The sequence below is a fragment of the Bradyrhizobium sp. R2.2-H genome (assembly GCF_004346455.1).
Classification (GTDB): Bacteria; Pseudomonadota; Alphaproteobacteria; order Rhizobiales; family Xanthobacteraceae; genus Bradyrhizobium; species Bradyrhizobium diversitatis.
In genome coordinates, this window is sequence record NZ_SMBR01000003.1 from 707,560 (window position 1) to 721,209 (window position 13,650).

Consider the following 13,650-nt stretch of genomic DNA (forward strand, 5'->3'; position numbering starts at 1 on the left):
GAAGATTCGTGCTCTGCAAAACGGCCTGCGCCCCAACACTTTTCTCATCTGTCAAAGACAAAGTGCAGGAATCCGCTCGCGGTTTTCCCCAAATTCGTCCACCGCTAAGCACGACCGGCCTGCGCTATTTCGTTTTGGAAAGATTCTGCTCTGTAAAAATAGAGCTTTCGTAGCAAAACTTTACAAACTGCGAATCCTGCATTCGAGCAGCCAACGAAGTTTACAAAAACGATCAAGGCGATTTCCCCTAACCCGTTGCCGGATCGAAGAAATCGCCTCGAAAATTTACGTTCTGATATTCCTAATTGTCAGAACGGGATATCGTCATCCATGTCGCTGTTGCGGCCGCCGCCGGCGGCGACGGGACGGCGCGGTGCGCTGCTGACGGGACCGGAGGAGCCGAAATCGCCGCCCGGCTCGTCGCCGAAGCTGCCGCCTCCCCCGCCGCCACCGCGGCCATCGAGCATCGTCAGCGTCGAATTGAAGCCCTGGAGCACGACCTCGGTCGAGTACTTCTCGACGCCGCTCTGGTCGGTCCATTTGCGGGTCTGCAGTGCGCCCTCGATGTAAACCTTCGCGCCCTTCTTCAGATACTGTTCGGCGACCTTGCAGAGCCCTTCATTGAAGATCACGACGCGGTGCCACTCGGTCTTCTCCTTGCGCTCGCCGGTCGCCTTGTCACGCCATGTCTCGGAGGTGGCGATGCTCAAATTCGCGATCGGCCGCCCGTCCTGGGTGCGGCGGATTTCAGGATCCTTGCCGAGATTTCCAACCAGAATGACCTTGTTGACGCTTCCCGCCATCGCCGCTCTCCACTCCGAATGCCACTGAATTTCAAAAGGGCGAATCCCGCTGCCCGCGTTCCTCTGCGCCCCGTTGACGCGACCCTATACGCTTGCGGGACACCAATCAGCCCGCCACCCCCAAGGTTATCCCCACATATAGCATCCCGCCCGACTATGTTCCAGATTTGTTCTTCGTGCCAAAGGCACTGAACAGATTCTGGTCACACGCCGATGGCGCGGAACCCGGATGGAACTTTCCCGGGTTCCCGAGAAGAAGGAAAACCGCTTAACATTCATCAAGTTGCAGCTATTTCGATCAGTGCGCGAGTGTGGCATTTCGGGGACGGATTTTGCCCTTTCCTTGGGCTATCGTTGCCTTGGAATTAATTCATATGGGCGTCGCGCCTGATCAGCCCGCTTCGGGGACTTCAAGAAGCGGGCGAAACTGGGGAGACTGCAATGAATAAGATTCTTTTTGGTGCAATCAGTGCAATGGCGTTGGGGCTGGCGGCCCCCGCAAGCGCGGCCGATCTTGCCGCCCGTCCCTACACCAAGGCTCCAGCGCCGATTGCCACCATCTACGATTGGAGCGGCTTCTACATCGGCATCAACGGCGGTGGCGGCACAAGCCGCAAGTGCTGGGATTTCGTGACCCCGGCGACCGGCGTTCTGGTCGGCGAGGGCTGTCACAATGCGACCGGCGGCACCGTCGGTGGTCAGGTCGGCTACCGCTGGCAGTCGACGAACTGGGTGTTCGGTTTCGAGGGCCAGGGCAACTGGGCCGACTTTACCGGCGACAACATCAGCGCGGTGTCCGGCCTTCGCAACCAGTCCACGATCGACTCTTTCGGTTTGATCACCGGGCAGATCGGCTACGCCTGGAACAACGTATTGCTCTACGTAAAAGGCGGCGCCGCCGTCGTCGGTGATCGCTATCGGACCTACGATGTGGCGACCGGCCTCGAGTTCGACCGGGCCAACGAGACCCGTTGGGGCGGCACGGTGGGCGTGGGCGTCGAGTTCGGATTCGCGCCGAACTGGTCGGTCGGCTTCGAGTACGATCACATCTTCCTGGGCCACCGCACGATCGACTTCACCGGATCCGGCAATTTTGTCACGGCTCCGCTCGGTGTTTTCACGGCCTCCAATCGCATCGGCCAGGACGTCGATATCGGTCTCATCCGGTTGAACTATCGCTGGGGCGGCCCGATGATCGCGAGGTACTGATATCCCGCTGATATTGTTGGAGATCAAAGGCCGGCCTCGCGCCGGCCTTTCAGTTTTGGGCGCGACCTGCCCCGGGGCAACGAGTCAGTAACCATTACCTTTTGCGTCGTTGTGGCTTTTCGGAGACACAACTTGCGGCTTTGGTGGTGTAAGCACAACCTCAGTTGGGCCGTTGAGTCCGCTGCCCTTCCTGTCACGGAAGGCAACAACAGAAACTGGGACTGGGATTTAGTTGAAGATGAAGAAGGTTTTGTTGGCTTCGGCCTGTTTGTTCGCTCTTGCCGCTCCGGCCTCGGCCGCCGACCTCGCGGCTCGCCCTTACACCAAGGCTCCGATTGCTCCGGCCGCTGTTTATAACTGGACCGGATTCTATCTCGGTGTCGTCGGCGGCGGCGCTTGGGAAGAGTCCTCGACCGATCCGAAGATGAACGGCGGCTTCGTCGGCGGTACCGCCGGCTACAACTGGCAGACCGGCAACGTCGTGTTCGGCCTCGAGGCCGACGGCGCCTGGGCTGACGTCAGCGCTTCGGTCACCGGCTCGACCGTCGTCCCCGGCTTCGGCGTCGCCACCGCCACGCTGAGCTCGAAGACCGACGCCATGGGCACCGTGCGCGGCCGCATCGGCTGGGCCGTCAACAACGTCCTGCTGTACGGCACCGGTGGTTACGCCTGGATCGACAACAAGGTCACCGTCAGCGCGCTCGGCGTGAGCGTCTCCGACAGCCAGTGGCACTCCGGCTGGACCGTCGGCGCCGGCGTCGAAGCATTCTTCGCGCCGCAGTGGTCGGTCAAGGGCGAGTACCTCTATCGCAGCTTCGGCAGCGAGAACTACTTCTCCAACCTTGGCGTTCCGCTGGCGTCTGGCACGATCAACTTCCACACCGTGCAGGTCGGCGTGAACTATCACTTCGGCGGCCCGATCGTCGCGAAGTACTGAGCTTCGTCTCCGACGCGCTTGCGTTACGAAAGGCCGGCCTCGCGCCGGCCTTTTTGTTTGGCGGCACGCTCCAGCGCAGTTCCGCACGCCCGCTGCTGCCAAATGCCGCCAGCGCGCCAACAATCCGTTGACGATTCGCAAGTCGCACTGGAAATCCGCCGCCGTTCTTCCTACGTTCGCTGCCATACCCATCGGCGCCGTTCCCGGTTCCGGGCGAAGCGCGCCTTCAGCATTGGCGCGATCGCGCGTCTTTGGATTCCTTAAGGACCAGCGGGATGGACGAAGTGATCAAGGCGAAGCGCCAACAACAGAACGCGGGCTCGAGCCTGCGCGCAATTACGATCCGTGGCGCGCGCGAGCACAACCTCAAGAATATCGACGTCGAGATCCCCCGCGACAAGCTGGTGGTGTTTACGGGCCTCTCCGGTTCCGGCAAATCCTCGCTCGCCTTCGACACCATCTACGCCGAGGGCCAGCGTCGCTACGTCGAATCGCTGTCTGCCTATGCCCGCCAGTTCCTCGAGATGATGCAGAAGCCCGACGTCGACCAGATCGACGGCCTGTCGCCGGCGATCTCGATCGAGCAGAAGACGACGTCGAAGAACCCGCGCTCCACGGTGGGCACGGTGACCGAGATTTACGACTACATGCGCCTGCTCTGGGCCCGCGTCGGCGTGCCCTATTCGCCGGCCACGGGCCTGCCGATCGAGAGCCAGACCGTCTCGCAGATGGTCGACCGCGTGCTGGCGCTGCCCGAAGGGACCCGCCTCTATCTGCTCGCGCCGGTCGTGCGCGGCCGCAAGGGCGAGTACCGGAAGGAGCTCGCCGAATGGCTCAAGAAGGGCTTCCAGCGCGTCAAGATCGACGGCACCTTCCATGAGCTCAGCGAGGCGCCGACGCTGGACAAGAAATTCCCGCACGACATCGACGTCGTGGTCGACCGCATCGTGGTGCGCGCCGACATCGGCCAGCGCCTCGCGGAAAGCTTCGAGACCGCGCTGAAGCTCGCCGAGGGCCTCGCCGTGGTCGAGTTCGCCGACGCGCCGGCGGCCGCGCCTGCGGAAGAGAAAGAGAAAAAGAAGACTGCGAAGATCCACGACAAGAGCGGCCCCGAGCGCATCCTGTTCTCGGAAAAATTCGCCTGCCCGGTCTCCGGCTTCACCATCCCCGAGATCGAGCCGCGGCTGTTCTCGTTCAACAATCCCTATGGCGCCTGCCCGGCCTGCGGCGGCCTCGGCGTGGAGCAGCATGTCGACGAGGATCTCGTCATCCCCGAGAAGGACCTGACGCTGCGCAAGGGCGCGATCGCGCCCTGGGCCAAATCGTCGTCGCCCTATTACGTGCAGACGCTGACCGCGCTCGGCAAGCACTACAAGTTCACGCTCGACACCAAGTGGAAGGATCTGCCGAAGAAGACGAGAGACGCGATCCTCTACGGCTCCGGCGACGATGAGATCAAGTTCTCCTACGAGGACGGGGTGCGCTCCTACGACACCAAGAAGCCGTTCGAGGGCGTCATCACCAACATCAACCGCCGCTATCGCGAGACCGAGAGCGAGTGGGCCCGCGAGGAGCTGGCGAAATATTTCCATGACGTCCCCTGCGAGGGCTGCAAGGGCTTTCGCCTCAAGCCCGAGGCGCTCTGCGTCAAGATCGGCGGCAAGCATATCGGCGAGATCTCGGAGCTCTCGGTCAGGAAGGCCGGCGAATGGTTCGCGGGCGTGCCCGAGACGCTGAACACGCAGCAGAACGAGATCGCCGGCCGCATCCTGAAAGAGATCCGCGAGCGCCTGACCTTCCTGCTCGACGTCGGCCTCAACTACCTCACCCTGTCCCGCTCCTCCGGCACGCTGTCCGGCGGCGAGAGCCAGCGCATCCGCCTGGCCTCGCAGATCGGCTCGGGGCTGACGGGCGTGCTCTACGTGCTCGACGAGCCCTCGATCGGCCTGCACCAGCGCGACAACGCCCGCCTGCTCGACACGCTGAAGCGGCTGCGCGACCTCGGCAACACCGTGGTCGTGGTCGAGCATGACGAGGACGCCATCCGCCTCGCCGACTACGTGCTCGACATCGGCCCCGGCGCCGGCATGCATGGCGGCAACATCGTCGCCGAAGGCACCCCCGCCGAGATCATGCGCAACCCGAAATCCCTGACCGGCAAGTATCTGACCGGCGAGCTCGAGGTCGAGGTGCCGGAGCGGCGCCCGCCGAACCATCGCCGCACCATCAAGGTCGTGAACGCGCGCGGCAATAACCTCAAGAACGTCACGGCGGAGATTCCGCTCGGCCTGTTCACCTGCGTCACCGGCGTCTCCGGCGGCGGCAAGTCGACGCTGCTGATCGACACGCTCTACCGCGCCATCGCCCGCAAGCTCAACAATGCCAGCGAGGGCGCCGCGCCGCACGACCGCATCGAGGGCCTCGAGCACATCGACAAGATCATCGACATCGACCAGTCGCCGATCGGCCGCACCCCGCGCTCCAATCCGGCGACCTATACCGGCGCCTTCACGCCGATCCGCGAATGGTTCGCCGGCCTGCCGGAAGCGAAGGCGCGCGGCTATGAGCCCGGCCGCTTCTCCTTCAACGTCAAGGGCGGCCGCTGCGAGGCGTGCCAGGGCGATGGTGTCATCAAGATCGAGATGCACTTTCTGCCCGACGTCTACGTCACCTGCGACGTCTGCAAGGGCAAGCGCTACAACCGCGAGACACTGGAGGTGCTGTTCAAGGGCAAGAGCATCGCCGACGTGCTCGACATGACCGTCGAGGAAGCCGCCGAGTTCTTCAAGGCGGTGCCGCGCGTCCGCGAGACGTTCCAGACCCTGCACCGCGTCGGCCTCGACTACATCCATGTCGGGCAGCAGGCCACCACGCTCTCGGGCGGCGAAGCCCAGCGCGTCAAGCTGGCGAAGGAGCTGTCCAAGCGCGCCACCGGCCGCACGCTCTACATCCTGGACGAGCCCACCACCGGCCTGCACTTCCACGACGTCAAGAAGCTGCTGGAGGTGCTGCACGAGCTGGTGGCACAGGGCAACACCGTCGTCGTGATCGAGCACAATCTCGAAGTCATCAAGACCGCCGACTGGGTCATCGACCTCGGCCCCGAAGGCGGCGACGGCGGCGGCGAAATCGTCGCCTGGGGCCCGCCGGAGGACATCGCGAAAGCGCCGCGGAGCTACACGGGCAAGTTCCTGGAGCCGGTGCTGAAGAAGGCACGGAAGCCGAAGCGGCGGAGCACGAGCGAGGCGGCGGAGTAACACCGCTGCCTTGACCAGCCGGAATCAAGGCGAGGTGGAGGAATCTCCATGCCAAGCCGGACCTATGCGCTATTTCGGAACGCCATCCTCGCCGAACGCCAGGTGACCTGCGTCTACGAGGGGCGCCATCGCGAGCTCTGTCCACATATCATCGGCACCAACAAGTCCGGCGAGGAGGCCGTGCTGGCCTGGCAATTTGCCGGAGAGAGCAGCGGATCGCTACCGCAATGGCGCTGCCTGAAGCTGGCAAATGTCAGTGGTGCCCGGGCGCGGGACGGCCACTGGTATGAAGGTGGCTCGCATCGAACCACTCAGACTTGCGTCAGCGACATCGATCTCGATATCAACGTTGACGTCCGCGGGTTGCGGTCCCGCTAGCTCTGCCGACGAATTCAATCACCGCCTCGCCCCGCGCGACGGCTTCCGCAATTTGCGGCATGGCGCCTAGAAACCGGCGGATCAACGTGCGATTGTCGATGTTGCCCACGCGCACCCATAGCACGATCGGTCCCTAACTCTTCGCGACGCGAGAAGCGAAAAGTCGCGATCCTTGGTAACGAGGCGATCGAGAAATGGTTCGTTCCAGATCACCCCGTCGATCGCGTTTGCCATCCCGAACTCGGCCACATGAGCCGCATCGTATCCAGCGCGACGCATGGCCTCCGCGAGTGCAGGCGGAAGCTGCGCGTCGATCAGATAAAGTACGCTACTTGGCCGCTATGATCGGGTGGTCGACCTGACGGGCGGCATAAGCAAGCACCGCGTCGATGTCGGCCTCTTCCAAATATGGATAATCGTCGAGAATGCTCTCGCGCGACTGTCCCGCGGACAGCAGTCCCAGGACGTCGGCGACCGTGATGCGCAGATCGCGAATGCATGGGCGCCCGTGCATGCGCTGCGGATCGACCGTAATCCTTGCCAGTAGCTCCGACATCTGTCACCTCTAGGAAACGTCAATATAGCACCTCAAATGATATCTGTCAGCGCATCGCGGCCGGCCTGACGCACGATCCGCTCGGCACCTCCACCTCCATGCCCTACGCCCTCGCCATCTTCGACCTCGACGGCACCCTCGCCGACAGCTTTCCGTGGTTTCTCCGCACCATCAACGATGTCGCCGATCACTTCAATTTTCGCCGTGTCGCCGATGAGGACATCGAAGAGCTGCGGCATGCTTCGAGCCGCGAGATCCTCGCCCGGCTCGAAGTGCCCCTGTGGAAGCTCCCGGCGATCGCGCGGCATGCGCGGCGGTTGAAGGCTGAGGCAGCTGGCGAGATTCCGCTGTTCGCTGGCGTCGAGACGATGCTGCGGACGCTGGCCGAGAATGCCATTCAGCTCGCGCTGGTGACCTCGGACAGCGAGGCCAATGCGCGCGAGAAGCTCGGCGAGGCTGCGTCGCTGTTCGCGCATTTCGACTGCTCTGCGTCGCTGTTCGGCAAGCCTGCGAAATTCCGCCGGGTCGTGCGCCGCGCAGGCGTCGAGCCGGGCCAGGTCATCGCGATCGGCGACGAGGTCCGCGACATCGACGCGGCGCGCGCGGTCGGCATTGCCTGCGGGGCGGTGTGCTGGGGCTATGCGGCGCCGGCGGCGTTGCGGGCGCTGAGGCCGGATCATGTGTTCGAGCGGATGGATGAGATTGCGCCGACGCTAGCGCGGACTGGTAGGGTGGGTTAGCTCTGCAGATGCGCAAAGCGCATCTGCGCAGCGTAACCCACCACTTCTGTCTCCGCGGAATCCAAAGAGGTGGGTACGCCTTCCGACTGCGCTTCGCGCAGCCGCAAGGCTAACCCACCCTACACACCCCTACTCCGTCCTGCGCAAGAACGCCCCGAACGCGCGCGGGCCGTCGCCGGTCTTGACCTCTCCGATCACCTTCAACTCGGCCGCATCGATGATATGAAGCGTGTTGCTCTCCCAGCAGGCGACGATGATGCGTCTGCCGTCGGCGGTCGCCGCGATGCCTTCGGGATAGTCGCCGACAGTGATGCGCTTGATCGGCTTCAGCGTCGTAAGGTCGAACACGGTGACGGTGCCGCCATATTGGTCGGTGACGAAGCCGCGGCCCGGCGTCAGCGCCACCGCATAGGGGCGCATCCCGACCGGCACCCGGCCGATCTCGCGGGCCTCGGCGATATCGATGACCGAGACATCGTCGGAGCCGACATTGGCGGTGTAGGCCCGCCTGCCATCGGCGTCGATGGTGACGCCGAACGGGCGCGTGCCGACCTTGATCATGGCCTTGCGTTGGCCCATCGCGGTGTCCACCACCGAGACGCTGTCGTCGTCGCGGTCCGCCGAGAGCAGCAGCTTGCCGTCGGGCGTCACCGCAAGGCCCGACGGCGAGGCGCCGACTGCGATGCTGGCCGTGACGCTGCGGCTCGCCGTATCGATCACCCGCACCGCTGCGGCATACCAGTCGGCGACATAGACGGTGCGGCCGTCGGGCGCGACGGCAATGCCGAGCGGCCCGCCGCCGACCTCGATCCGCCCCGCGACTTGCCGCGCGGCCGCGTCCACCACCGTCACCGCCTTGGCGTCGGGACTCGTCACATAGGCAAAACGTCCGTCCGCGCTGACGGCCACGCCCGCCGGCTTGCCGCCGATCGGAATCGTCGCAACGCTGCGCGACGTCGCGAGATCCACGACCATCAGATCATCGCTGAGCTGGTTGGTGACGAACGCCTCCTCGGCGGACGCGCCGCCGAGACCGGCAGGGCAAAGGCTGGCGGCGAGCGCCGCCAAGGCCAGCGCCTGCAAGACCAGCGCCCGCACTGTCAGCTTCCGCTCTCGATCTTCTTCTTGAGCGCCTCGAGCCCGGTCTTGTACAGACCGCTCACCGCGGTCCTGGCGGCCTCGTCGCTCAGCTCCGGCGGCGGATCGTTGTTGGGATAGCCGCGATAGAACGCGCCGGCCCATTCCAGCTTCGCCTTGCCGTCCGGCGCGGGCGACACCGTCAGCGTCGAGGAATAATTGGTCACCGGCAGCACCTTCACGTCGACCTTGGTGATCCGGTACGAATAGCTGAGCATGTCGGGCTCGTATTTGTAGAGCTCCTCCTCGACCGTTGCGCCGCCCGTGAGGGTCAGCGTCCGCGTCGCGCCGATCTCGTTGCCCTTCTCGCCCGTGGTCTTGGTGACGGGTGGAAGCCAGCTCATGTCCTGAAAATTGCCGATCGCCGCCCATACCTTGGCCGGGGCCGCGTTGATCTCGATGGATTCCCTCACCTTCTGCCGGGTCGGCCCGTGGGCCCAGACTGGCTCGAACGCCGTCGTCAGTGCCATCCCCGCCACCGCCAGCGCCGCCACCCCGGCGATCGCCGGTCCCATCGTCATCCTCATGTCGTTTCCTCACTTGATCCTGCGCGACTTGACGCGCGCTGGAAGCAGCGTAGCGCATTTTTGGACGGTGGGGAGACCGGTTCGTGGCGCGGCTGTGGCGGCGCGCTCCCCACCATCACACCATCCGTTGCGGTGCCTGACGGGCAAAACACGCCAGACCACGGTCAAGCCCTGCGGGCGGAAATAATTCGCTTTACTCGAATTCGGAATTATCGCATGTTTTGGCCATCCCAGCCCGGGCCGAGGGGCGGATCGCGATCGTCACGAACGCGGGATGGGAATGTGGTGGACGCAGCCCGCGTCGCGCGCAGACGGTTTGCAGGGCGGGTCACTCCGTGAGCAGACGAGGCGCGCACACGACGGGCGCAGCCAGCGTACGGCAAAATCGTGTGGTCCCGGCGCCCGGGGTCTGCGCGCCAAGGCTTGTGGTGACGTTGCCGCCCGACCGGGTTCGCATCGTCAGCCATCCGCAAGGCGACGGGGGCAATAGTGCATCGCTCCCCGAGGAGATCACGACATAAGCCGTAAAACCACTGCGCAGGGAAGGCCGGATGTTTGGCTTCACCTGTATGCCGCTGTGCAGTGTTTTTAGCACACGCTTTCGCACAGTGGACCGCGGGTGCCAGCCGGCACCCGGCCTTCCCTGCGCCCTCGGCACTTTTGAGGGCGGCGTTTAACGCAAAGCTCGGGCACGGTGTGCCGCGAGAATGCAAAGCCACGCGTATGATGCAGGTAGCAATGCTAGAGAAATTCGGGCTTTCGTGCCCCGGACGCAGCGCAGCGCCCCTTTGGCGATGCGCTGCAGAGCCGGGGCCCATGCAACAGCACGACGCGCGGATTCCTGGGGCCCGGCTCTGCGCCGCAACGCTCACGCGTTGCAGCTTGTCCGGGACACGAGCGCGGAAAATGATGCCACTTCGCACTCCTACTCCGCCAGCGTCGCCTCCACGAACCCGCGTGGATCGGCACAAAACTCCCGCATCACCCGGTAATGATCGGTCTGTTCTACCGTCGTCGGCTCCAGGCCGTATTTCCCGAGTCGCAGCAGCCGCGCGTTGGGATAGGCCATCAGCACCGGCGAGTGCGTTGCCATTATCACCTGGCAGATGCGGGACTCTTCCATGCGGCGCAGCAGCTTCAGGAATTCGATCTGGCGTGCCGGCGACAGCGCCGATTCCGGCTCGTCGAAGATGAAGATGCCCTGGCGTTGGCAGCGTTCTTCGAAGAAGCGCAGGAAGCCTTCACCGTGGGAGTGCGAGAGGAAATCGGGACCGGCCTGGCCGGCGTCCCGTGCGGCCTTGTCCAGATATCGCGCAACCGAGAAAAAACTCTCTGCACGGAAGAACCAGCCATTGGTGATCTTCGGCAGCCAGCTTGCGCGCAGCGCCTTCGAGAGTTGGCCGCCCATCTTCTCGCGTGCTTCGGAATGATCGACCGGCCTGTAGCCCTTGCCGCCACCGGCATCGTCATAGCCGGCGAGCGCCGCGATGCCCTCGAGGATCGTCGATTTCCCGGTCCCGTTCTCTCCCACGATGATGGTGATGGCCGCATCGAAGTTGAGCTCGAAATCATCGGGGAAGATGGGCAGGCAAAACGGATAGGCCTCCCGATCGTGAACTTGCGACGGATCGAGCCAGACCCGTTTCAGGTATGGCGCGGGCAGGTTGATCGTTCGGTTGCTTCTTCGGCTCATGCCAACTCCAATCCGGCCATCCTCAATTTGAACATACCGAGAACGAAACCTTCGCGAAAGCTGCATTTGAGAAACATATGGAAACAACCAGACACAAACCCGACCTACGTCACTCGGGCGCAGAGCGCTACCTCAGCTTGCGCTGCGAAACCGCCCCGGGAAGACGTAGCTACGAGTCAATCTGCTGGCATGAGGTCAGCTCCCACCTCGCGACTCCGCAATGATTGCCGGACGTCCGGGACCGCAAGGCCGCCAGGAATGCCGCGATGGTGACGACGTATTTCGGCTACAGCTACATCACGCGCAATCTCAAGCAGTCCCTCACCCGGGTCGAACAGCAGCCGGACGTCGCACGGGAGGCCGCCTATTACAAGGCCAACATCGGCAAGGTGAAAACCGTCGACGATTTGATGAAGGACTACCGCCTGTATCATTACGCGATGAAGGCGTATGGCCTGGAGGACATGGCATATGCCAAGGCCTTCATGAAGCAGGTGCTGGAGAGCGACCTCAACGATTCCAAGAGCTTCGTCAACAAGCTGGTCGACAAGCGTTACCGGGAGTTTGCCGCCGCATTTTCCTTCAACGGCGCTGCAACGCCCGTTGCCCAATCGGACAACCAGACCGACGAGATGATCCGTCTGTACACGGCGACCAAGAAGAGTCAGGTCGATGCACTCGCCAGCGACTCGAATTACTACAGTGCACAGATCGGCAACATCAGCAGTGCGGACGAACTCCTGAACAACGATCGCCTTCGCAACTATGTCTATTCGGCATACGGGATCGATCAGAGCAAGTGGCCGCGCGACACGATCAGTCAGGTCCTGCGCAGCGATCCGTCCGATCCGAGCAGCTACGTCAACACCACCTTCGCGTCTCAGTTGAGCGGCCTCAACGCCCAGCTAGCTCAAGCCAAGTCGGACGTGAGCGCCACCAACACGAGGATCGCCGACTACACGGCCCAACTCTCGCAACCTGGCGCCGACGTGAGCCAGTTGAAGGTCCAGATCCTGGTCGAAAAATATCACCTGGAATCATACACGGGCAGCGTAGCAAGCCTCAGCGACCAGATCGCGACGATAGGTGACTTGGTAGATCTGGCTGGCGCGTTCGAGTTTTCGCCTGACGGGTCACTTCCGCCAGGCGTGTCCGCGCAGACTGCTGCAAACGTTACGCTCACGGCAAAGCGGTTCGACGACAGCAAGTCCGCCGTCTATTCGGCGGCAAGCCCGCTCAACGAGGCCTTTGCCATCAGGCAATTCAGGACGGCTCTTCTCACCGTCAATTCGCTCGACGCGTTCCTGTCGAAACCGGACGTGTACAATTTTGCGCTGGGCGCCGTCGGCCTCGATCCCAAGGAGGTCACCCGGGACAGCATCAAGGCCGTTCTCGAAAGCGACCTCAGCGATCCCAAGAGTTACGTCTATACCCTCAAGGACAACCGCTATGTCCAGCTCGCCCGCGCCTTCAACTTCGATGCAAAGGGCAATCTGACCACTCCCCTGGTGGCTCAGGACGCCGCCGAAGTGCTCGAGATTACGAAGGACTACGTCATTTCAGCGGTGAAAAGCGCAAGCACGGCGAGCACCCAGCAGCAGGCGGCCGTGCGGGCACAAGCCACCAAGGATGCGACGGATTATCGGGAGGCGATCGCAGGTATCGACAGCGCGTCCGATCTTCTTGCAAACAGGCCGATGGTCGATTTCATTCTCCTGGCCAAGGGTCTGGACCCCAGGAAGGTCAGCACCGAATTCCTCAAGAAGATCTTCGCCTCCGACCTGAACGATCCAAAGAGTCTTGCGAACACGCAGAGCGATTCCCGCTTTGCCGACATCGTGGCGTCGTTCAACTTCGACAGCAAGGGCAACGTCGCACGCCTGCCGATGATGGGTCCCCAGAATCGGGATCAATTCCGGGAAACACAGGCGAGCTATCTTCAGCAAAGCCTGGAGCAGCAGCAAGGGGAAACAAATCCCGGCGTCCGGCTGGCGCTCTACTTCCAGCGAAAGGCGGGCGACATCACGTCGGCATACGACATCCTCGCCGACAAGGCTCTTTCGGAGGTGTTCAGGACCACCTTCAATCTGCCTGACCAGATGGCGGCGATGCCGATCGACCGGCAAGCCAAGTACGTGGACAAATTCATGAAAATCAAGGATCTGTCCGATCCTGCGAAGGTCGCGAAGCTGCTGAATCGATTCTCAGCCATGTATGACATCAAGAACAGCGAGAGCACGGGCCAGGCGCAGTCTCCCTTGCTCAACCTCTTTCAAGGATCGAGCTCGGGCCTATCGGGCATGAGCGCATCCACGTACCTAGAGCAAAATCTGACCGACTTGGATCGGGAGGGATTCCCATGGGAGTCAAAATCTGATTCACCCTGTGTGCTGGACGAGGAGGCCGGCACACA

12 protein-coding genes are annotated in these 13,650 nt (G+C 63.0%); 6 read left to right on the plus strand and 6 right to left on the minus strand.

The window, feature by feature from the left end:
- Nucleotides 1–308: 308 nt before the first annotated feature.
- A complete protein-coding gene (locus tag EDE08_RS10830; protein WP_061881761.1) occupies nucleotides 309–803 on the minus strand; it encodes a single-stranded DNA-binding protein in 495 nt (164 codons plus the stop codon).
- A 441-nt stretch (nucleotides 804–1,244) separates the two neighbouring features.
- On the opposite strand from EDE08_RS10830, the gene EDE08_RS10835 reads away from it, so the two are divergent.
- The 4 genes from EDE08_RS10835 to EDE08_RS10850 all read left to right on the plus strand — a co-directional run bounded on the left by EDE08_RS10835 (nucleotide 1,245) and on the right by EDE08_RS10850 (nucleotide 6,584).
- Nucleotides 1,245–2,012 carry an outer membrane protein gene (locus EDE08_RS10835; RefSeq protein ID WP_131868846.1) on the plus strand — a complete coding sequence of 256 codons (768 nt, stop codon included), beginning with the start codon at nucleotides 1,245–1,247 and terminating at the stop codon, nucleotides 2,010–2,012.
- Between the two features lie 238 nt (nucleotides 2,013–2,250).
- Nucleotides 2,251–2,949 (plus strand): outer membrane protein, encoded by a 699-nt coding sequence (locus EDE08_RS10840; protein ID WP_131868847.1) that lies wholly within the window; start codon nucleotides 2,251–2,253, stop codon nucleotides 2,947–2,949.
- A 275-nt stretch (nucleotides 2,950–3,224) separates the two neighbouring features.
- Nucleotides 3,225–6,206 carry an excinuclease ABC subunit UvrA gene (gene uvrA, locus EDE08_RS10845; RefSeq protein WP_131868848.1) on the plus strand — a complete coding sequence of 994 codons (2,982 nt, stop codon included), beginning with the start codon at nucleotides 3,225–3,227 and terminating at the stop codon, nucleotides 6,204–6,206.
- Nucleotides 6,207–6,254: 48 nt separating this feature from the next.
- Nucleotides 6,255–6,584, plus strand: a complete 330-nt coding sequence (locus EDE08_RS10850; protein WP_131868849.1) for a hypothetical protein — start codon at nucleotides 6,255–6,257, stop codon at nucleotides 6,582–6,584.
- An 81-nt stretch (nucleotides 6,585–6,665) separates the two neighbouring features.
- On the opposite strand, the gene EDE08_RS39630 is transcribed toward EDE08_RS10850, so the two are convergent.
- Both EDE08_RS39630 and EDE08_RS10855 read right to left on the minus strand, forming a co-directional pair.
- On the minus strand, nucleotides 6,666–6,902 hold the full coding sequence (locus EDE08_RS39630) for a DUF5615 family PIN-like protein (protein WP_502700585.1): 237 nt from the start codon (nucleotides 6,900–6,902) through the stop codon (nucleotides 6,666–6,668).
- Between the two features lie 10 nt (nucleotides 6,903–6,912).
- On the minus strand, nucleotides 6,913–7,140 hold the full coding sequence (locus EDE08_RS10855; protein WP_131868850.1) for a DUF433 domain-containing protein: 228 nt from the start codon (nucleotides 7,138–7,140) through the stop codon (nucleotides 6,913–6,915).
- 98 nt (nucleotides 7,141–7,238) lie between these two features.
- Here EDE08_RS10855 and EDE08_RS10860 point away from each other — a divergent pair, with 98 nt between their 5' ends.
- Entirely contained in the window at nucleotides 7,239–7,880 is a 642-nt protein-coding gene (locus EDE08_RS10860) for an HAD-IA family hydrolase (protein ID WP_131868851.1), read from the plus strand.
- Nucleotides 7,881–8,009: 129 nt separating this feature from the next.
- Here EDE08_RS10860 and EDE08_RS10865 read toward each other — a convergent pair whose 3' ends face one another.
- The 3 genes from EDE08_RS10865 to EDE08_RS10880 form a co-directional block, all read right to left on the minus strand.
- On the minus strand, nucleotides 8,010–8,963 hold the full coding sequence (locus EDE08_RS10865) for a YVTN family beta-propeller repeat protein (RefSeq protein WP_131868912.1): 954 nt from the start codon (nucleotides 8,961–8,963) through the stop codon (nucleotides 8,010–8,012).
- Between the two features lie 17 nt (nucleotides 8,964–8,980).
- The gene (locus tag EDE08_RS10870) at nucleotides 8,981–9,544 is read right to left on the minus strand and encodes an SRPBCC family protein (protein WP_131868852.1); all 564 of its coding nucleotides are present in this window, start codon (nucleotides 9,542–9,544) and stop codon (nucleotides 8,981–8,983) included.
- Nucleotides 9,545–10,469: 925 nt separating this feature from the next.
- Nucleotides 10,470–11,237 (minus strand): AAA family ATPase, encoded by a 768-nt coding sequence (locus tag EDE08_RS10880; RefSeq protein ID WP_131868853.1) that lies wholly within the window; start codon nucleotides 11,235–11,237, stop codon nucleotides 10,470–10,472.
- Nucleotides 11,238–11,503: 266 nt separating this feature from the next.
- On the opposite strand from EDE08_RS10880, the gene EDE08_RS10885 reads away from it, so the two are divergent.
- The coding region (locus tag EDE08_RS10885; protein WP_131868854.1) for a DUF1217 domain-containing protein at nucleotides 11,504–13,650 on the plus strand (2,147 nt) is incomplete at its 3' end.

Coding starts and splice junctions, on each gene's coding strand:
- EDE08_RS10830 (WP_061881761.1), bottom strand. CDS start 803: ATGGCGGGAAGCGTCAACAAGGTCATTCTGGTTGGAAATCTCGGCAAG.
- EDE08_RS10835 (WP_131868846.1), top strand. CDS start 1,245: ATGAATAAGATTCTTTTTGGTGCAATCAGTGCAATGGCGTTGGGGCTG.
- EDE08_RS10840 (WP_131868847.1), top strand. CDS start 2,251: ATGAAGAAGGTTTTGTTGGCTTCGGCCTGTTTGTTCGCTCTTGCCGCT.
- uvrA (WP_131868848.1), top strand. CDS start 3,225: ATGGACGAAGTGATCAAGGCGAAGCGCCAACAACAGAACGCGGGCTCG.
- EDE08_RS10850 (WP_131868849.1), top strand. CDS start 6,255: ATGCCAAGCCGGACCTATGCGCTATTTCGGAACGCCATCCTCGCCGAA.
- EDE08_RS10855 (WP_131868850.1), bottom strand. CDS start 7,140: ATGTCGGAGCTACTGGCAAGGATTACGGTCGATCCGCAGCGCATGCAC.
- EDE08_RS10860 (WP_131868851.1), top strand. CDS start 7,239: ATGCCCTACGCCCTCGCCATCTTCGACCTCGACGGCACCCTCGCCGAC.
- EDE08_RS10870 (WP_131868852.1), bottom strand. CDS start 9,544: ATGAGGATGACGATGGGACCGGCGATCGCCGGGGTGGCGGCGCTGGCG.
- EDE08_RS10880 (WP_131868853.1), bottom strand. CDS start 11,237: ATGAGCCGAAGAAGCAACCGAACGATCAACCTGCCCGCGCCATACCTG.